At 57.6% G+C, this 17817-nt stretch carries 22 protein-coding genes; 14 read left to right on the forward strand and 8 right to left on the reverse strand.

Annotated features, from left to right (window positions below):
* Window positions 1-20: 20 nt before the first annotated feature.
* The 5 genes from NCG91_RS04240 to NCG91_RS04260 form a co-directional block, all read right to left on the reverse strand.
* Entirely contained in the window at window positions 21-1970 is a 1950-nt protein-coding gene (locus NCG91_RS04240; protein ID WP_251348701.1) for a cytochrome c/FTR1 family iron permease, read from the reverse strand.
* Between the two features lie 155 nt (window positions 1971-2125).
* Window positions 2126-2830 (reverse strand): copper resistance protein NlpE, encoded by a 705-nt coding sequence (locus NCG91_RS04245; RefSeq protein WP_251348702.1) that lies wholly within the window; start codon window positions 2828-2830, stop codon window positions 2126-2128.
* A 100-nt stretch (window positions 2831-2930) separates the two neighbouring features.
* Window positions 2931-3965 carry a zinc-dependent alcohol dehydrogenase gene (locus NCG91_RS04250; protein WP_251349216.1) on the reverse strand — a complete coding sequence of 345 codons (1035 nt, stop codon included), beginning with the start codon at window positions 3963-3965 and terminating at the stop codon, window positions 2931-2933.
* Between the two features lie 196 nt (window positions 3966-4161).
* On the reverse strand, window positions 4162-5124 hold the full coding sequence (locus NCG91_RS04255) for an acetoacetate decarboxylase (ADC) (protein WP_251348703.1): 963 nt from the start codon (window positions 5122-5124) through the stop codon (window positions 4162-4164).
* Window positions 5125-5210: 86 nt separating this feature from the next.
* Window positions 5211-6440 (reverse strand): NADH:flavin oxidoreductase/NADH oxidase family protein, encoded by a 1230-nt coding sequence (locus NCG91_RS04260; protein ID WP_251348704.1) that lies wholly within the window; start codon window positions 6438-6440, stop codon window positions 5211-5213.
* A 252-nt stretch (window positions 6441-6692) separates the two neighbouring features.
* Here NCG91_RS04260 and NCG91_RS04265 point away from each other — a divergent pair, with 252 nt between their 5' ends.
* Window positions 6693-7502: a type 1 glutamine amidotransferase domain-containing protein gene (locus NCG91_RS04265; protein WP_251348705.1), complete on the forward strand. Its 810-nt coding sequence runs from the start codon at window positions 6693-6695 to the stop codon at window positions 7500-7502.
* Window positions 7502-7915 (forward strand): MerR family transcriptional regulator, encoded by a 414-nt coding sequence (locus NCG91_RS04270; protein ID WP_251348706.1) that lies wholly within the window; start codon window positions 7502-7504, stop codon window positions 7913-7915. The genes NCG91_RS04265 and NCG91_RS04270 overlap by 1 nt, the downstream gene beginning before the upstream one ends.
* Window positions 7916-8220: 305 nt before the next feature.
* Here NCG91_RS04270 and NCG91_RS04275 read toward each other — a convergent pair whose 3' ends face one another.
* A complete protein-coding gene (locus NCG91_RS04275) occupies window positions 8221-9054 on the reverse strand; it encodes a hypothetical protein (RefSeq protein ID WP_251348707.1) in 834 nt (277 codons plus the stop codon).
* Between the two features lie 313 nt (window positions 9055-9367).
* On the opposite strand from NCG91_RS04275, the gene NCG91_RS28140 reads away from it, so the two are divergent.
* Window positions 9368-9769, forward strand: a complete 402-nt coding sequence (locus NCG91_RS28140; protein ID WP_435526467.1) for a hypothetical protein — start codon at window positions 9368-9370, stop codon at window positions 9767-9769.
* A 261-nt stretch (window positions 9770-10030) separates the two neighbouring features.
* Window positions 10031-11071, forward strand: a complete 1041-nt coding sequence (locus NCG91_RS04285; protein ID WP_251348709.1) for a DUF4917 family protein — start codon at window positions 10031-10033, stop codon at window positions 11069-11071.
* Between the two features lie 152 nt (window positions 11072-11223).
* Here the strand turns inward: NCG91_RS04285 and NCG91_RS04290 are convergent, their stop codons facing one another.
* Window positions 11224-11538 (reverse strand): hypothetical protein, encoded by a 315-nt coding sequence (locus NCG91_RS04290; protein ID WP_251348710.1) that lies wholly within the window; start codon window positions 11536-11538, stop codon window positions 11224-11226.
* Window positions 11539-11807: 269 nt separating this feature from the next.
* Window positions 11808-12083, reverse strand: coding sequence for a hypothetical protein (locus NCG91_RS04295; protein WP_251348711.1), 276 nt, complete (start codon window positions 12081-12083; stop codon window positions 11808-11810).
* A 133-nt stretch (window positions 12084-12216) separates the two neighbouring features.
* Here NCG91_RS04295 and NCG91_RS04300 point away from each other — a divergent pair, with 133 nt between their 5' ends.
* From NCG91_RS04300 to NCG91_RS04340, 10 genes are all read left to right on the forward strand, one after another.
* On the forward strand, window positions 12217-12483 hold the full coding sequence (locus NCG91_RS04300; RefSeq protein WP_251348712.1) for a hypothetical protein: 267 nt from the start codon (window positions 12217-12219) through the stop codon (window positions 12481-12483).
* Window positions 12484-12863: 380 nt separating this feature from the next.
* Window positions 12864-13130: a hypothetical protein gene (locus NCG91_RS04305; RefSeq protein ID WP_251348713.1), complete on the forward strand. Its 267-nt coding sequence runs from the start codon at window positions 12864-12866 to the stop codon at window positions 13128-13130.
* Window positions 13130-14896: a replication endonuclease gene (locus NCG91_RS04310; RefSeq protein ID WP_251348714.1), complete on the forward strand. Its 1767-nt coding sequence runs from the start codon at window positions 13130-13132 to the stop codon at window positions 14894-14896. Before NCG91_RS04305 ends, NCG91_RS04310 begins: the two co-directional genes overlap by 1 nt.
* A complete protein-coding gene (locus tag NCG91_RS04315; protein WP_251348715.1) occupies window positions 14893-15045 on the forward strand; it encodes a hypothetical protein in 153 nt (50 codons plus the stop codon). Before NCG91_RS04310 ends, NCG91_RS04315 begins: the two co-directional genes overlap by 4 nt.
* A complete protein-coding gene (locus NCG91_RS04320; protein ID WP_251348716.1) occupies window positions 15045-15194 on the forward strand; it encodes a hypothetical protein in 150 nt (49 codons plus the stop codon). Before NCG91_RS04315 ends, NCG91_RS04320 begins: the two co-directional genes overlap by 1 nt.
* A 30-nt stretch (window positions 15195-15224) precedes the next feature.
* Window positions 15225-15533, forward strand: coding sequence for a eukaryotic translation initiation factor eIF-2-beta/eIF-5 family protein (locus NCG91_RS04325; protein WP_251348717.1), 309 nt, complete (start codon window positions 15225-15227; stop codon window positions 15531-15533).
* 3 nt (window positions 15534-15536) lie between these two features.
* Window positions 15537-16043 (forward strand): hypothetical protein, encoded by a 507-nt coding sequence (locus NCG91_RS04330; protein WP_251348718.1) that lies wholly within the window; start codon window positions 15537-15539, stop codon window positions 16041-16043.
* Entirely contained in the window at window positions 16030-16731 is a 702-nt protein-coding gene (locus NCG91_RS04335) for a hypothetical protein (RefSeq protein WP_251348719.1), read from the forward strand. The genes NCG91_RS04330 and NCG91_RS04335 overlap by 14 nt, the downstream gene beginning before the upstream one ends.
* Window positions 16732-16835: 104 nt before the next feature.
* Entirely contained in the window at window positions 16836-16958 is a 123-nt protein-coding gene (locus tag NCG91_RS27965; RefSeq protein ID WP_268766380.1) for a hypothetical protein, read from the forward strand.
* 56 nt (window positions 16959-17014) lie between these two features.
* Window positions 17015-17815, forward strand: a complete 801-nt coding sequence (locus NCG91_RS04340; RefSeq protein WP_251348720.1) for a major capsid protein P2 — start codon at window positions 17015-17017, stop codon at window positions 17813-17815.
* Window positions 17816-17817 lie beyond the last annotated feature (2 nt).

A 17817-nucleotide genomic window follows, 5' to 3' on the forward strand; every position in this document is an offset into this window, starting at 1 on the left:
TACTGCGGGGCGTCACAGGGTCAGGCCAGCTTGTGCTTGCCTGCCGAGAAACGGTTCCAGCCATAGCCGGCGACGATGATGGCCAGGATGGCAGCCTGCGCCAGCAAGGTTTCCAGGGTCGGCAGGATGCCCAGCAAGTCGACGCGCATGAAATCGACGGGGGTGACGCCGACCCAGCCCGCTTCCTGCAGCGCGGCCACGCCTTTGCCCATCAAAATCACGGCCAGCACGGCCACGAAGGCGGACGTCCACGAGAAGAATTTGCCGATCGGCATGCGGGCGCTCGTGCGCAGCAAGGCCCAGGCGATCACCACCAGCAGCACGATGGCCACGAGGAAGCCGCCCAGCAGGGCGCCGCCATTGCCGTCCGCCGCCAGGGCGGAATAGAACAGCACGGTTTCAAAGACTTCGCGGTAGACGGCGATGAAGGCCAGGGCGAACAGGCCCCAGGCGGAGCGCCGCGACATCGCCGCCGTGAGTTTTTCGTGCAGGTATTCCTGCCAGCGCCCGGCGCTGCTCTTCTGGTGCATCCACAAGCCCACGCTGAGCAAGACCAGGGCTGCAAATACGGAACCGAGTCCTTCGCTCACTTCACGGCTGGCGCCGCTGATGGTCACCAGATACGTTGCCGCCACCCACGTCAGGCCGCCTGCCACCAGTGCGCTGGCCCAGCCCGCATGCACGTAGGGCAGCACATCGTTGCGCTTGGCCTTGCGCAGGAAGGCGATGATGCCGATCACGATCAGCAGCGCTTCCACGCCTTCGCGCAGCAGGATCGTCAGGGCGCCGACAAAGGTCGTCATCGGCTCGGCCTTGGCGTCGCCCAGCTCCGCTTCCACGTGGGTAAACAGTTGCTGCAGCTTTTCTCCCGCCGCCTCGGCGTCGGCCACCGTGCCCTTGGCCACGGCGGAACGGTACGCCAGCATGGCGTTTTCCACGGCCAGCAGCAAGGATTTGTTGCGCGCGCCGACCATCGGCTCGATCGGCTCGAAGCCGTCCAGGTAGGCGGACAGGCCCAGGCGCGTGGCGCCCGCGCGGTCGCCCGCATGCATGGCGGCCAGGCTTTCCGCCAGGCGCAAGCGGGACAGGGCCAGGCCGGCCGGCTTGTGCGCCTCGGCCTTGTCCGGGTGGCTGCGCAGGTAGGCCGTCAGCGCTTGCGCTTCGTCCGCGCCCAGCTTGGCGGCCACGGCTTCCTGCGTCAGGGTCGTCACGGCAGCCAGGTCGGCGTACAGCTTTTTGCTGCGCGGATCGTCCTGCCACAGCTTTTCGCCGCGCGCGCTTGCCGCCGCGTCGTGCGACATGCCGCCGATATAGAACGCCAGATCCCAGCGCTCGTTCTCGGACAACTGGCCGAAACTGGCCATCGAGGTGCCGGACACGCCTTGCGAAATGACCTGGTACAGGGCCATCAGGCTGCGCGACTGCGCCCGTTCGCCATCCGTGAAGGCGATCGGTTTCGGTTCCAGGCTGGCCGCCAGGGGGCCGTCGCCGCCGCCGGCCACGCCGTGGCAAGACGCGCACTGGGCCGCGTACAGGGCCGCGCCGCGCGCCAGGTTGGGCAGCACTTTCGGCGCCACGGGAATCGGGTAGGCGGCAATCAGCAAGCCGTTCGCGTGGTGCGCCAGGCGCTTGACTTCCACGCCGTCCGCCTTGGCGACGACGGCTTTGCGCAGGTCGGCGATGGCGGCGGCAATGGCCGCCTTGGAAGCGTGGGCGGGCAGGGCGGCGATCTGCGTCGTCGCGTTGTCCGTGAAATCGAGCATTTCCGCGTATTCCGCCTCGCTGACCACTTTGCCGTGCTCGACGGCGCCGCTGTAATCGACGGCAACATAATCGATCAATTGCCACAACTGCTTGGCGCCGGCGCCCTGGTCGGCCACTTGCGCTTGCGCGCCGCCTGCCAGTAAGAGGCTGAGGCTGGCGGCCACGAGCGGATAGCACACGAGCCATTTCTTGATAGAACTGAACATGATTCTCATTCTCATTTGTCGTTAACCCGGCGACTATAGGACAGACAGTGCGGGGTGTCAACGGCGCACGGGCGTGCGCGGGCGCAAACAGCGTCGTCCGGGTCAATGTTCTTGACCCGGACAAGCCGCCAGGAGAATGAAACGAGGGGGGAAGGTTATTGCTTCGATGCCGCTTTCGCGTACAGGCCCCTGGCCAGTCCGTTGTCCGCATCGTCGACCTTCAGGCCGCCCTCGACGACGCGCAAGGCCAGCTTCTGGAAAGCCTGGCCCCGCAACCACTGGGGATCGGTGACGGCGAACGCGGCGATGCGTTCCTGCGCGCGCGCGGGCGGCACGGCCAGCCATTGATAGTCGGCCTTCGATCCCTGGCGGCGCAGGCCGGCGCGCACCCAGCGTTCCGACGCCGGCATGCGGACGATGGCGTCGCCGTTCGCCACGCTGACGGCCGTGGCCGTCTTGCCGCTTTGCGCTTCGAACTTCACTTCCACGCCGGGCATCGGCCCTACTTGGGGGTAGCCGACGATGGCCACCCACAGGCCTGCTTCTGCGGGTTTCTGGATGCGCATTTCCGCTTCCTCGAACACGCGAAACTGCGGCTCCTTGCCGCCGTTGCCCGCCTCCAGGGTCACCACGTCGCCGGCAACGCGCCACTCGCCGCTGGCTTGCTCGTCGGTATTGCCATAGCTGAGCATCCATTCGAAGGTGCCGTCCTTTTTCAGCAGCAGTTCGGAGCCCGTTTCCATGACGCCTTGCAGGTAATAGTGTCCGGGTAGCGTAGCCGGGGCCGAGTCTGCCGCACTGGCCGAAAACGACCAGGCGAGGGCGGCGCAGGCCAGCAGGCGGGAGAGGGATTTCTTCATCGGTGTATCCTCGGTGTGTCTTTTAGGAAATGCCATCATAGCAACATCAATCTCATTGCCGTCGCACGACACACCGAGCAGCCTGCCGGCGGCGTGCCGCTCAGCTGCCGCTGAAATCGAGCACCACGCGCGAGGCAACCTGGCCATGTTCCAGCCGGCTGAAGATCTCGTTGATGGCCGACAGCGGCTGCAATTCCACGCCGGCCTTGACCTTGCCCGTGGCGGCGAAGGCGAGCGCCTCGGCCATGTCCTGGCGCGTGCCCACAAAAGAGCCGCGTATCGTCACGCAATTGGCGACCACGTCGAACAGCGGCGTCGGGAAGTCGCCCGGCGGCAAGCCGACCAATACGCAGGTGCCGCGCTTGCGCGTCATCGCCACGCCTTGCTGGAAGGCATCGATCGACGGCGCCGTGATCAGCACGCCGTGGGCGCCGCCCCCGGTCGCTTCGCGCAAGGCCGCAACCGGATCGCCCTGGCGCGCATTGATGGTCACTTCGGCGCCCAGGGCGCGCGCGTGCTCCAGTTTGCCTTCATCGATGTCGACGGCCGCCACGCGCAAGCCCATGGCCACCGCATATTCGATGGCCAGGTGGCCCAGTCCGCCGATGCCGGACACGGCCAGCCACTGGCCCGGCCGCGCGCCCGTTTCCTTGATGCCCTTGTAACTGGTCACGCCGGCGCAGATGATGGGCGCCGCCTGCACGGCGGACAAGCCGGCCGGAATGTGCGCGACGTAGCGCGGGTCGGCCAGGATGTATTCGGCGAAGCCGCCATTCTTGGTGTAGCCGCCGAACTGCGCCTCGGCGCAGACGGTTTCCCAGGCTGCCAGGCAATGTTCGCAATGGCCGCACGCCGAGTAAAGCCAGGGCACGCCGACCCGGTCGCCCAGCTGCACTTCCGTCACGCCCGTGCCCACGGCCACCACGAGGCCGATGCCTTCGTGGCCGGGAATGAACGGCGGCGTCGGCTTGACGGGCCAGTCGCCGCGCGCCGCATGCAAGTCCGTGTGGCACACGCCGCACGCTTCCGTCTTGACGAGGATCTGGCCGGGACCGGGCACCGGCACGGCGACGTCGCGCAGCACCAGCGGTTGACCCAGCTGTTCGACAACGGCGGCTTTCATGGTGGTGGGGATCATGTTATTCCTTATGTAGTGGCAAATGCAGGACGCAGGCACTCTGCCATGGTCTGTTCAACAGAGGTTTGCGAATGATCATATTCTGCTGCACACAATAGGAAAATTGATTGATCTACATCAACATATACCGGGAGGGGAGGCGATAAAAAAAGCACCTGGAACGGTGCTTTTTCGCTGGCGGCTGTTTAGCCAATCACTTGCCGGCACCGAGGGCCGCCAGCGGCTGCGGGGCATACAGCGCATTCTGGAAGGCCGGCACGTATTCATAGCTCATCATCTTCCCCAGCTTCAATGATTTCATATACGTGGAAAAACTGCCGTCGCCCAGCTTCAGGTCGACCGATTCCGCGCGCGTGCTCGATGCATGGCTCAGCAGACGTGAAACGGCATAGCCATACGTCAGCTTGCCGGCGCCATCCTTGTTGGTGAAGCTGTTGCTCACCACCTCGGCCTCGTGCGACAGGTCGCCCAGTTTTTTGCCTTCGAAAACAAAATCCAGCTTGCCCGTCGCGCTGTCCGTGACGGCAAAGGAAACGCTTGCTTCAGTTTCCTGTATGTCGATACCGGTCAGCCACTTTGGCAAGTTGTAGCCAACCACGCCACGCACCCTGGCCAGTTCCGTGTTGACGGGAAGCTTGAGCACATAGCCCCAGAAATCATGGGACAGCGATTGGCCCAGCAAGGTCAAAGGGCCAAAACTGGTGGAGCCGGGCTTGTTGGTCACAATCGCCAATGAAATTTCATTGTAGCTGTCGTTGTCGCAGTATTCATAGGCGTAGGCCGTCAACGCCACGGCCCCCCGGCCTGGCCACACTTGCAGCGGCTGGACTGCCTTCAATATGTCTTCCGGCATCAATTCCTTCAAGCGGGAAAGGTCGGCCGTAAATACCGCCGTGATCTTGCGGTTCTTGTAATAGAAATTCGGCGAATACGAGGCAAAGCCGATGTCGACCTTTTCTTTCTGCATGCCCTTGAACCAGCTCAGGTCAAGGTCCGGCGCTTCCGACGCAATGACCGATAAGGGCGGATTTGAGCGGAAGCGCTCGTACAGGCCACCAGCGGCCACCGGGACGGCATGGCCGGCGATATCGATGATGACTGGCGTGCTTTCGGCAGGAGTTTCGGCCCGCGCCGGGTTTGCGGCTAGACTCAGCATCAATGTCGATACTGAGGCGGCGACTGCCGCGGCAATTTTCATGTTCATGGCTTGCACCTTCAATGTTGGATGTGGAAAAATTCAGTTCAAATCCCGCTATTCATCCTGCGGCGATACTGGCGGTTCCTGATGGCGGTTTCCCATTGCTGCATCAGCAGCGCCAGGGCGGGCGCCACCTGGGGCCTGGTATGCTTGCCCTGGCTCAGGCGCCGCAGCTGGTACTTGACCATCGCCATGTAGGCGATGGACGACAGCACCTTGTTTTTCCACGTGATGGCCCTGAGCAGGGGGCTCGCCGATGGATCGGCGCGCCATGCCTTGGGCAATTGCGGATCGATCGCCAGCGCCGTTCCCATGCCGGCCATGGCAATGCCGCTGTCGAGCACTTGCTCGACCACCTGGTAGCGGCGTATGCCGCCCGTCACCATGAGGGGCATGCTGGCCACCGTGGCAATCTCCTTGGCGAACTCCAGGAAATAGGCTTCGCGGGCCAGCGTGCGGCCATCGCGGGTCTGTCCATGCATGGCAGGCGCTTCATAACTGCCGCCGGACAACTCAATCAAGTCCACGCCCAAGGTGTTGAGCATGGATACGACTTCCTTCGCATCTTCCGAACTGAAGCCGCCTTTCTGGAAATCCGCCGAATTGAGCTTCACCGCGACGGCAAAGCCCTTGCCGACGGCTTGCCGCACCCCGTTGACGACGTCGACCAGCAAGCGCGCCCGGTTTTCCAGCGATCCGCCCCAGCGGTCCGTGCGTTGATTGGTCAGCGGTGAGAGGAATTGGCTGATCAGGTAACCGTGCGCCGCATGGATTTGCACGCCCGTAAAGCCAAACCGCTCGGCCAGCCGGGCGCTGTTGACAAAGCGCTGCTTCACGTCGGCAATATCGGCCTCCGTCATCTCGCGCGGCGCCGAAAATTGCCTGGAAAAGTTACCCATATCCATGGGCACAGGAGACGGCGCGATGGTTTCCTGTCCCAGGGCGGCAGGCATCTGGCGCCCTGGATGGTTGATCTGCATCCAGATCTGCGCCCCGCGTGACCGTGCGGTGCGGGACCACTGCTCGAAGCGGGCGCCAAATTGCTCGGACTCAAGCACCACCCCTCCGGGTCCCGTCATGGCGCGGCGGTCGATCATCACGTTTCCGGTGATCATCAGGCCAACGCCGCCGTCCGCCCACGACTGGTACAGGCGGATCAGCTCCTTTGACGGCGCGTGGTCCTTGTCGGCCATGTTTTCTTCCATGGCGGCTTTGGCAAGGCGGTTCGGAATGACTGTCCCATTGGGCAATGTCAGTGCGGTAAAGGGTTTCATGCTGATCTCCAAGGTTGCGATAGCCTCACGATAAGCTTTAAGCTAACTTGAAGGTCAAGCCCTGAAACGAAAAAAAATCGCACTGTCGCGTTCGGGACACTGGTTTGAAGAAGGGCCGCTCCCCTTGAACCACAAAAATCCCGTGGCAGCCGATCTGCCGCTTGACATTCAAGTTGGCTTTAAGCTTATAGTTGATCACGCTGTGTTCGGCGGACATGGCCCAGACTACTCAACTATTCGGAGGACGATCCCATGTCTGTTTTCAAGAAACTGCTCCTGGCTGTCATGCCCTTGCTGTTCCTGCAGATGGTTGCTGCTGAACCGGTGTCCCCCATGCGCGATCCGGCCATGGAAAAAGTGCTGATAGTCATGACCAATCATTCCCGATATCCGAGCAGAAACGACCATACGGGGCTGTGGCTCACGGAATTGACGCATGTGTATGATGTGCTGAAGGAAGCCGGGTATGGCATCGACTTCGTCAGTCCCAGCGGCGGTGCGGTGCCGCTGGATGAGCGCAGCCAGGGATGGCTGTACATGGATGAGGCGGCAAAAAGTCACCTGAGTGATCCTGCTTTCATGGCATTGCTGCAATCGACAAAAGCTGCGGCCGACATCGATCCCGCTGCCTATGGGGCTGTTTTCTACACGGGCGGCCATGGAACGATGTGGGATTTCAAGGGCAACAAGGACCTCAAACGCATTGCCGAGGCCATCTACCGCAACGGCGGCGTCGTTTCCTCCGTGTGCCATGGCGCCGCTGGCTTGCTGGATCTGGAGGACGAGAAGGGCGAGCCACTGATAAAAGGGCGCAGCGTGACAGGATTTTCCAACTTGGAAGAATCGCTTGCCGGCATTAAGGACCAGGTTCCCTACCTTTTGCAAAGCGAGGTCGAGAGCAAAGGGGCGCTGTATGCCAAAGGCTTTTTCCCGTTTGGCAGCTTCGTGCTGACGGACGGCCGCCTCGTCACCGGCCAGAACCCTGGTTCCAGCAAGGAAGTGGCGCAAGCTTTGCTCAAGGCTTTAGAGAATAACAAACTACAACTTCAGCGGGAAAAATAATGAAAATTGGCGAATTGGCCAAGCGCAGCGGCTTGGCGGCGTCCACGATCCGGTTCTACGAATCCAAGGGCTTGTTGAAAGCCGTGAGCCGCCAATCGAACGGCTACCGCGACTATCCGCTGGAAGCGGTGGCGGTACTGTCGATTATCAGCGACGCGCAGCAGGCGGGCTTTTCCCTGGACGAAATCAAGCAAGTCTTGCCGGAAGATAGTTCATCATGGAAACATGATGAATTGATGGCTGCGCTCAAAAAGAAGATAGCCGATATCGAATCGCTGGAAGTACGCCTGGCGCAAAACAAGGCCCATCTTTTGTCGTTGATTCAATTGATCGATGCAAAACCGGAGGATGTGGACTGCAAGGATAATGCCGCCAGGGTTATGGAAAGCCTGGGTATCGTCGGTAAAACTTAACAAGCAGGCCGGTTTCGCAGGAAGTGCCCGCGTTTGCCGATGTGCAATTGCGGGCGTAGGGTGTTTGCAGAAAGATCGGGGAAGGGGGCACTTGTCCAGGTACTGTCAGGTCATTGTTGGGGTTGGTCGGTTGGGTATTTATTGAGGATAGGTCGGCATTTAAACGTACTAATTAGGTATGCAAGCCTCGATGGCGAGACCTCGCTTGAAGTCTGCCCGATAGCTTGCGCGGCCTTTGTGGTTGCCCGCTTTTGTATCTATACTTGAGTGGCTCTCGGTTATTGAACGAGAGTCCTGCCTTGCATTTACATCAAGCCGTCGAGCAAGATGTCGAAACCGATCTGCTTTGCAACAGCGTTGAGGTCAAATCCAAGGAAGAGATTTTTCTTCGAATCATTTACTGCGTAGGCTTTGAATTTTCCGTCGTGTACACCATATTGCAAAGTACCACCTACCTTTGAAGATTCAGCCGCTGCAATCCTAAGTTCCAGCGCAATTTTTGGCTCCAACCCTAGTCTCGTTTCGTCGGCTTCATCTTGGAGGTGCTGTATCGCAGCCTTGAGTTCCTTTACTTTGTCACCGAAAACATGAACAACGTCTAAGTCCAATACTCGGCTTTTATATTGAAAATCAGGGTATTCCTCCTTAGGAGCGACGAGCATTGCAGCTAATTCACCATCGTAGCCTGACATACCGGTAAGAACGATATGGCAATGCGGGAATTCACCGAATGCCTTTTTTCCGTCGCGTACATATTGTTCTGCAATATAGGCGGTCAGATTTGCGATTTGTTGTAGGGTCGGCAACCTAGCCTCCCCTGGCGCCAGATTGCTCAATAAAACCTTCAATGCGGCATATGTCATCATTGCTGGAAAGACCGCCCCCGCATAAGCGAATCCGATGGAAAGGTTCCACATGCTTTGGTATCCATGGCCCTCAATTTTTTTATAAGTGGTCGCATCAAGTTCCAAGATTTTTGTTGCCTGATCAGTGATCTTGGAAGGATCTGTTACCCGAGTGTCTGCAATAACCCATATTGATGGGCGATTAGTACCCTCGATAAAAAACTCATCGCGTCGATTGTCCGTAATGTGTTGAAGAGAAATTGCTGGGCGCTTCCAGACTACAAGGTTAGTCATGTTAAATAAATAATGGTTTTATTATAGTAATTATAGCATTTGGTGGGCCTGACGGACTTTGAGATGCCTAACCCCGTAGCATCAGTTTACTGTGGTCTAATTTACTCGGATACTCCGATAGATGGGAAATGAACCATCTCAAGAGCCAGCTTGTGAATAAAGGAGCTGAAGTCCATGCTCAGCGGCACGCGAACTCACCGCTGGCAGCGCTCTAAGGCAACAGCAGTGGAACGAATTCCTTCTTATCTGAAAGCTTGGTAAGCATAAACAATTTCATTATGTAGCGGACGTTGAAGAACAGGCTCGTGGCGCCTTGCATTTTCATGTGGCCGTCGCTGGACGGCAGATGTACGCGCTGCTGCGCTCCATCTGGCAAAGCATCCTGGGACGCGGTCCGAACGGCGAACAGATGGGCCAAGTCCGCGACCCGCACCGTTTCGGCTTTGGAGTGACCGGGGCGCACAAGATCGCCAGCTACATAGCGAAGTACTGCGGCAAGGAAATGCAGTGCAGGGCGCTTGACCAGAAACGCTACTTCCGCTCCAGGGGCATTGTGGTGCCGGAAGTCGATGTATGGCGGGTGCCGTTTTGTACAAACATGCTGAGCGCGGCGCAGGTCGCATTCCAGGCGCTTTCCGGCCATCATGTATATGCTTGGAGTGCCAAAATGGGCAGTACAGCAGGCCCGTTATTGTTTGCGATTACGTGTCTGTGAACGATGTTTTAAGGATAAACTTAGATTTCATAGGATTTGTGGTCGAGCAAAGCGTGGAGATTTTGATATATGAAAATTGACGAAAAAATAAAATTCCAACACGTGGCAGAAAAGGTTAAAATTGTAGCTGCTAACATGTACTGATTTTGAACTAGGAAAAAGTCAGAATTCCATTTAATGGAAAATGTAAAAGCATAAAATATATTTTCATTATTGAAAATATATCGCAAATCCAGCCTTAAAATTTGGAGTGATGAAAAAATGCTTTCTTTCGATGAGGTTTTAAAAAATTTAACTGCCAAGAAACGTACGTCTTCGCTATTGATGGGCAACGGTTTTAGTATGTCATACGATAAAGATATATTTTCATATAATGCATTATTTAATTTCATAGCATCGAAAGATGATGCGCTAATAAATAAATTATTTGGCGCCATTAAGACAAAGAATTTCGAATTGGTTATGCAACAGTTGGACACAACTATTTCCTTGTTAAATGCATTTGATGCTGATGATGATCTTAAGAAACAGATTGTCAATGCAGCCGAACATTTAAAAAAAGGACTTCTCGATTCAATACAGCAATTGCACCCAGAGCATGTATTTAAAATGGCCGAAGAAAAGAGTGCAATCTGCGCAAAGTTTCTTAGCTTCTTTTTAGCTACAGGAGGTCATATTTTCAGCACTAATTATGATCTCTTACTCTATTGGGTGCTTATGCGACAAGCGGTTCCTGATGCTATTGACGGATTTGGACGGGAATTATTAAACGCACAAGAGTTGGCGTTGGGGAAACAGGAAGCGGAATGGTCCGGTCTAGTTTGGGGGCCAAACACAGATAAACAAAATGTTCATTATTTGCATGGTGCCTTGCACATCTTTGATTCTGGGAAGGATATTTTAAAGGAGCAATATGATTCAGCTGGTTACATACTTGAAAATATTAAAACTAGACTAAATGATGGGATTTATCCTGTTTTTGTAACGGCAGGGAATGGTGATGAGAAGTTGAATCACATTATGCACAATCGCTATCTTACTCATTGTTATGAGGAACTTTCCAAAGTTGATGGGTCAGTAGTGACATTCGGGTTTAACTTTGGCCCCTATGACGAGCACATTATTGAGGCGTTAAACAAAGCTGCTCATGCACAATCAAAGAAGCCGCCGAAGCTCTGGAGTATTTACATTGGAGTTTACTCTCAGGCTGATGCTGACCACATAGAGTCGATAAGGCACAAATTTCATTGTAAAGTGCAGATTTTCGATGCGAAAACAGCAAATGTTTGGTGTGAAAACTAGCGCGTCATGAGTAGGGGGTCCGTTGCAAGATCGGGGCGGACAGTTTTACAAGGTTAAGAAGTGGTAGAGGTACTAAAAGTACTCTCAACCTCTTTCCTTAATTTGACATAATATAAATACAACTAAGTCATTGGCTAAAAAATAAGCTGTTGCTACCGGGGGAGTGCAAGACTCCGAACCGATTTAGCGTGTGGCAACAGTGTGCGAAAACCCTCAAAAATCTCCTGCCAGATAGACTGCTCTGCTGGCGTCTTGGCGCGTTCGCGGTGCATATCAAGCATGACAAGGCCGGGATGGATTTGCAGCAATTCAGCAACTTTGACGGCCACAGCATCATCAAAATATCCCTTTCCCTGGGAGTATCGGCTGACGGTCTGCTTCGTTACCTGAAGTGCTTTTGAAAGCGCATAGTCGGATTCAATCCCAAGCTTCGTTTTCACGGCTTGCATGTATTCCATAGTGTTCATAGTGTTTCTCCCAAGGCATTAATCCGTCTGTGCCCAGACGGTATGTACAGAGCATAGTCACAAGTGACATGACATGCAACCGTCAGAATGCCCTTGACTAGTCATAGGTCATGCGACTACATTACGTCCTGTTGGGCGGTTTTATCCATCGCTCCCAAGGCAAAGCCCGCAGGCATGCGGGGCCGCTCACATTCCTTTGCCAGGGAGATATGCCTTGGGAGGCGATCATGCCAGTTACACAAAATTACAAAAAAGCAAAGCGTTTATGCTCAGCTGCCGATGTTCTTCACCTCGTAGCCAAGGGCGGCCAGAGCGCCCCTGACCACTTCAAGAAATTCAGCCTTGGGAAGGCTCGACCCGATGTCGTTATAGAGGTTGAGAAGCTGTTCCGCGATTTCTTCGCGCTCCCCGTCAACAACGCCATCGGTGCATGCTCGGGCAATCGAACCTCCAACAGCGTAAAGGCCGTCAAGAGTGCTTTTTCGGTCAGTGGCCGAAGCTGCTTTTTCTGCTTTGCTGGCCGCGAGCTTTTTGGATGCACCCATGTTGTTTCCTTAAGTAAATTCGGGAGCGTAGCATGAACGCGCTACCCGCATACCAAGTCGAAAATATTTGGGTCACGATCATCATCGTGGCGTGCCTCGTCGTGCTGGTGCGGCTCTACCGGGGCCGGAACAAATGAGATCGCCAAACGACAACGCCACGCTGGAATTGCCAGGCATCAAACTGCCACCAGTGACGAAAAAGCGGGGGCGTCCGGCCCTCCATGCCGACCCTGCCGCCCGCCAGCGCGCCTACATGGCGCGTAATGGCATTGTGCCCATGACTGTCCAGTTACCGGAAGCGCTTCACGCTGAGTTCATGACCTGGCTCACGTCGAAGGGAAAAAAGCAAAGCACCGTCATCGCGCACCTGATCCGCACCCAACTGCTGAGGAAACGGTAATGGGGCGCTGGTATGGGGCCGGGGAAAACGGAGACAGCTTCGGCGCATTCATAAAATCGCTTCGGCGGGCGCGGGGGATGACTCAGGCGCAATACGCGCCGTTTTTGAGACTGAGCCTACGCACGCTGATAACGGAGGAAAAAGACCAGAAAAGGCACCCGGCTTACAGCGGTAGTGCGGTAGGGATTGGTCTTGTACCGTATGAATTCACGAGCCATTCAGCGATGTGCAGCGCGTATTACAAATTCAGGGATAGCAATGAAAAGTGAAAAGCCAGGCTCTGCATATTTTGCGATAGCAAATTGTGCAACGTGCTCGAGCAGACTGCACATTTCACCTGCAGGAAGAATGTGCAACGTTGTCGACGCGCTGGGGGTGCGATGAAAACCGCCGCCACGTCGACAAACAGCCGGAAGGAGGCCCGCATCACGATATGGATGCTGCTGCCGCATCCGGTGCGCCGATTGGTGCTGGCCTTCGCTGATATGCCAGACGCCCGCGCCAATGACGAATTGACGGCCTTTAACCGCACCGAGCGCGCCCGCATCACTGCCGCGTTGCGCTCGATGATGACGCACCTGTCCGTGGCTGAGTCCTGCATGAACGACAGCGACGTGACGACGAGCACGACGACGGTGCTGCACTGATGCCGACCATCCAGCAAGAAAACGGTATCCGTAGCGTCAAGGGATTGCCCCTGCGCTGGGGTATCCCTGCCTACCGCGAATTGCATGCGGCGCAGGAAGGGGCCATTGGCGCCATGCCTGAGGGCTATAAGCGCCTGTCGGCCATGCTGGACGAGGTGACGGCCTGCCCGCTGCCGCTGGACAGCACCGAGGCCCAGCTAACGATGCTGGCTGAGCGGTGCGCGAACGAGTGCATGAATGTCGCGCTGGATGCCCACGACGCGGAAACCCTGCGCGCGTGCGTCGAACTGATCGTGCGTATGTACGACATGGACGTGTCCACCATCAAGGATGACCGCCAGGCCGTCAAGCGCTACACAGACCCGGCATGGTGGCGTCGCAATCTGCGCACAGTCCATGGCCGCGCCCGTGAGCATGCGGCAATGCGCCTGGGCTTCGTGTCGAGCCGCAAGGGCAAGTATTGCAGCGACGAGGCGGCGAAAAGCCGGGTAGGGCAGCGCCGCCGCAACAAAAAAGTGCTGCAAAACACCGTGCTGCGCAACATGGAAACGGGTCAAGAGTTCGCGCTCGATGAACTGGCCGACAAGAGCACGGCAAATCCGAAAATCCGCCACGATGAGTTGATGATGCGCATGGACGGCGTGGACGAGATAGCCATTGAAAACGGTCACGTAGGCCTGTTCGTCACGCTGACCGCGCCCGCCGCCTACCATGCCGTGCTGGAATCGAGCAGCATGCCGAATCCGAAGTACAACGGCGCCACGCCACGCGAAACGCAATTGCACCTGCGCGACCTGTGGGGCCGCACCCGCGCACAGAACGACCGTGACGGCATTGCCCCTTACGGCTTCCGCGTCGCTGAGCCGCATCATGACGGCTGCACGCACTGGCACATGATGGTTTTCATGCCTGCTGACGATATTGAGATATTCAAAAACAACCTGCGCAAGTTCGCCCTGCAAGAGGGCGCGAACGATCCCGGCGCTGACAAGCACCGTGTGAAGTTTGAGGCGCTCGATCCAGCGAAGGGCAGCGCCGCCGCCTACATGATGAAGTACACGGCAAAGAACATTGATGCCGAAGACATCAAGGAAGACGCGAACGGGCGCGACATTATCACCAAGGAAATGCGCGTCAATGCCTGGGCGGGCGTATGGGGCATCAGGCAGTTTCAGGCGTTCGGCCAGCCACCCGTGACGCCGTACCGCGAGGGCCGCCGCGTCGCTGAGGCCGTCGTGGAGCAGGCGCCGGAATGCGTCAAGGAAATCTGGCTTGCTGGCAACCGCCTTGACTTGGTGGACGAGGAAACCGGCGAGATAGCCGGGCAGAAAAAATGCTCCTGGGCGGCCTACATTCGGGCGCAGGGCGGAATCAACATGGGCCGGGGCTATCGGGTGCGTGTGGCGCAAGCGGCGCGCACTGAGGCGGGGCGATATGGCCTGTTCGGGCGTGGCCCTGTGGGCCTGTTCGTCAAGCCTGATCCTGAATTCATCGGCCCGCCACAGATGTACGTATCTACCCGATTCACGTGGCGCCGCGTCGGGGTTGCTGTTGACGTGCGGGTTTGCCGTCCTTGGAGTCCTGTCAATAACTGTACGCCAGACAGGGACGTGAAGTGGGAGCGGGACGCGCCGTGGCCGGAAGAAATAGCGCCGCACCACGATTTGGCGTACTTCGCCGACTGCGATTTCGCCTGTTTTGACAAGTTCGGCGACTTCAATCCTGATTTATTCATCGAAAAACCACATGAGGAGCGTCACCAGTGACGAATATCGAACAGGGCCAGGCGCTTGAGCGCGAGGCCGTCGCGTTGTACCAGCAGTACGGGTTTTTCTTGCCGGGCCCGGCGAAGGCATTTTTTCGCAAACTGGCAATTCACCTGCAATGGCAAGACCTGATGAAAGTGGCGAAATAATGGTCAACCGCAATCCCTACGTGCCGCCCGAAGACCGGGCGGACTACCTGAAAAGTTCCATCGTGAACGAGGAAAAAGCCCCGGCGCCCGCGCCGGCCACCCGCAAGCCCCAGGCGAAAAAGCCAGCGGCGAAGCCCAAGCGCAAATAACCGGGCGCGGCCTAGCGGGCCGCGTACATCATGAAAAAAACTCCCATCGGGCATGTGGCATGCCCTGTCTGCGACTTCCCGGACGCCCAGGTGAAGGAAGACAAAAACAGCCATGCCTACATCCATTGTACGGACTGTAACGCGCAGACCTTCACCCGGAACGAATTCCGCAACGGCAAGTTGAGGGCGCGCATGCGGGCTGTAACGGTAGCGGTAACGGGCGATACCGTTACCGTTACAGCGCCTGTGCCAGCGATGGCGCCGCCGCCAGCAGCCGACAAGGCGCCGCCCGTCAAAAAGCCGGGCGGCTGGTTTCAACCACTTTTAGCACAAGGATAGGCCATGGCCGACTTAAACGAGAGCCAGGCCGAACAGGCCAAGCTCGACCCGAGTGACCCGCTCGACCGCATCGCCATGGAGGCCCTGGGCGAGGAGCGGGCGCAGGCCCAGGCAGATGCCGACTTTATCGACCCGCCGCCACCGCCTGGCATCGACCCGGCGCAGACCTGGGGGCAAATTCCCTTCATGTTCGGCAAGGTGCTGTCCATGGCCATGCCAGAACTGGCAGGCGTCTACACGGAAGAGAAATGCTATCAATGGGGCGCAGGCATGGCTGCGGTGTCCGACAAGTACGGATGGGACGCCGGTGAGGTAATCGGGCGCTTCGGCCCTGAGATCGCCTTGGCGGTGGCATCCGTGCCGCTGGTGGTGCCGACTTATCAGGCGATCAAGGCGCGCCGCGAGGAAAAGGAGCGCGAGAAGGCGCCGCCACGCCAGGAAAAGGACATTACGCCGTCCACCGATCATCCAATGAGCCAGGCGCCGGGAGGCTTCGTTGACCCGGAATAAGGCGACGGCCGCCACAGCCGGCACGAAGAACAAGGCCGACATCATCGCCGTGATTGGCGCCAGCGGCACGGGCAAGTCCTCGTACATCAAGGGCGAGTTGCTGAAACGGTATCTGCGCCTGCTGGTCTGGTCGCCGCTGGAAAAGACGGACGATTACGCCGGTTTCTGCAAGGGTGTCGTGGTCACGGGCAAGATTTCCGAGCTGGTCGCCCAGGTCAAGAGCGGCGCGCGCGCAATCGTCTACGTGCCCACCGGCAGCGATGCCGAGGTAAAAGCGCAGTTCGATCGCTTCTGCCGCATCGTGTGGGAACTGAACGGCGCCACGGTGCTGGTGGAAGAGTTGAGCCGCGTCACCATGGCCAGCTGGTCACCGCAAGCCTGGAAAAACCTGTCTACAGCAGGCCGCCATCAGGGCTTGACGATCATCGGAACGAGCCAGCGACCGGCCACCATCGACAAGGATTTTCTGGGCAACTGCACGGAAATCCGTTGCTACCGCGTCAATTACGACAATGACGCCAAGGTGATGGCCGACTCGCTGGGCCTGCAAACGCAGTATGAGCCAGGCACGGGCGGTAAATCTGTGGCGGTGAAGCCACTACAGCAGATCCGCACGCTGCCGAATTTCCACTTTATTCACAAAAATCCTGACCTTTCGACGCGGCGCGGGGTGAATAAATCGCTGTAACGGTAACGGATACCGTAACCGTTACAGCTTATTGCCGGTTTCCTGTGGGGCGGGCAGCATCGGGGCTTGTTAATACCGAACAAATAACCCCATAGGAACCGAATATGAACAAGGCCACCATCCATACCGCGCTGATCGCCCTGGCTGCTTTCGCCGGTGTGTATTTCATCCAAAAATCGTTCGTGAAAATCCCCGTCGTCGGCGTCTATCTGCCGGGCGGCCAGTAACCCAGCCCAGCGGGCAGCGGTAACTTTCACCAACACCACCATCAGGACAAGATAATATGAGTTCCAATATTGATCGCATGATCGATCTGCAAAACGTCAAGCCAGGCGCTACGGCGGTGCTGAAACTGTCGTACAACGCCACCTTCGACAAGCTGCATTTCATGCTGTCGGGCGGTCTGACGAAGGCCAACGTGGGCCGTATCGAAGGCAAGGCCAACGGCGTGACCTTCTTCGTGGACGATGGCGCCTTGCTGGGCGTGCGCGACGCCTATCAAGGCCTGTTCGTTGACGAGAACGTCATCACGCTCGACTTCACGGAGCCAAACACCCGTGGCGGCGCCGCTGCACAGTACCTGTCGGCACTGCCGCGCAACATGCTGGCCAGCCTGACGTTCGAAATCGAAATCAAGCAGGCGGCGGCAGCGGGCAGCGACATCAAGGCGGTGGCGGAATACCGCGACGGCACGCAAAACCCGTTCGTCCTGCAACGCAAGGACTTCAATGTTCCGCTGACCCTGATTGGCGAAAACGACGTGATGCTGCCGGTGATGGCCAATGGTGGCTTGATCAAGCGTATCTGGCTGCACCACACGGGCCACATCACGGTCGCGGAACTGCGCACCGATGGTACGCCGCGCATTCGCGCCAAGGTGGGCGAACTGAACTACCAACAAAAGCGCAATCGCCTGGTGCCACAAGCAAACCTGCTGGTGCTCGACTTCATCGGCGACGGCAACCTGATGAACATGCTGGACACGTCGCGTATCACCGAAGCGCTGTTGCGCATCACGACCGACGCACCGGACAGCCTGAAAGCGTACATCGACTACGTTTCCGACATCAAGCTCCTGAAATAAGG

It is taken from the genome of Janthinobacterium kumbetense, assembly GCF_023703445.1.
GTDB lineage: Bacteria > Pseudomonadota > Gammaproteobacteria > Burkholderiales > Burkholderiaceae_D > Janthinobacterium > Janthinobacterium kumbetense.

Excerpts from the sequence above, each read along its gene's own strand:
- NCG91_RS04240 (WP_251348701.1), bottom strand. The coding sequence starts at position 1,970 with ATGTTCAGTTCTATCAAGAAATGGCTCGTGTGCTATCCGCTCGTGGCC.
- NCG91_RS04245 (WP_251348702.1), bottom strand. The coding sequence starts at position 2,830 with ATGAAGAAATCCCTCTCCCGCCTGCTGGCCTGCGCCGCCCTCGCCTGG.
- NCG91_RS04255 (WP_251348703.1), bottom strand. The coding sequence starts at position 5,124 with ATGCTGAGTCTAGCCGCAAACCCGGCGCGGGCCGAAACTCCTGCCGAA.
- NCG91_RS04260 (WP_251348704.1), bottom strand. The coding sequence starts at position 6,440 with ATGAAACCCTTTACCGCACTGACATTGCCCAATGGGACAGTCATTCCG.
- NCG91_RS04265 (WP_251348705.1), top strand. The coding sequence starts at position 6,693 with ATGTCTGTTTTCAAGAAACTGCTCCTGGCTGTCATGCCCTTGCTGTTC.
- NCG91_RS04270 (WP_251348706.1), top strand. The coding sequence starts at position 7,502 with ATGAAAATTGGCGAATTGGCCAAGCGCAGCGGCTTGGCGGCGTCCACG.
- NCG91_RS04275 (WP_251348707.1), bottom strand. The coding sequence starts at position 9,054 with ATGACTAACCTTGTAGTCTGGAAGCGCCCAGCAATTTCTCTTCAACAC.
- NCG91_RS04285 (WP_251348709.1), top strand. The coding sequence starts at position 10,031 with ATGCTTTCTTTCGATGAGGTTTTAAAAAATTTAACTGCCAAGAAACGT.
- NCG91_RS04290 (WP_251348710.1), bottom strand. The coding sequence starts at position 11,538 with ATGAACACTATGGAATACATGCAAGCCGTGAAAACGAAGCTTGGGATT.
- NCG91_RS04295 (WP_251348711.1), bottom strand. The coding sequence starts at position 12,083 with ATGGGTGCATCCAAAAAGCTCGCGGCCAGCAAAGCAGAAAAAGCAGCT.
- NCG91_RS04300 (WP_251348712.1), top strand. The coding sequence starts at position 12,217 with ATGAGATCGCCAAACGACAACGCCACGCTGGAATTGCCAGGCATCAAA.
- NCG91_RS04305 (WP_251348713.1), top strand. The coding sequence starts at position 12,864 with ATGAAAACCGCCGCCACGTCGACAAACAGCCGGAAGGAGGCCCGCATC.
- NCG91_RS04310 (WP_251348714.1), top strand. The coding sequence starts at position 13,130 with ATGCCGACCATCCAGCAAGAAAACGGTATCCGTAGCGTCAAGGGATTG.
- NCG91_RS04320 (WP_251348716.1), top strand. The coding sequence starts at position 15,045 with ATGGTCAACCGCAATCCCTACGTGCCGCCCGAAGACCGGGCGGACTAC.
- NCG91_RS04325 (WP_251348717.1), top strand. The coding sequence starts at position 15,225 with ATGAAAAAAACTCCCATCGGGCATGTGGCATGCCCTGTCTGCGACTTC.
- NCG91_RS04330 (WP_251348718.1), top strand. The coding sequence starts at position 15,537 with ATGGCCGACTTAAACGAGAGCCAGGCCGAACAGGCCAAGCTCGACCCG.
- NCG91_RS27965 (WP_268766380.1), top strand. The coding sequence starts at position 16,836 with ATGAACAAGGCCACCATCCATACCGCGCTGATCGCCCTGGCTGCTTTC.
- NCG91_RS04340 (WP_251348720.1), top strand. The coding sequence starts at position 17,015 with ATGAGTTCCAATATTGATCGCATGATCGATCTGCAAAACGTCAAGCCA.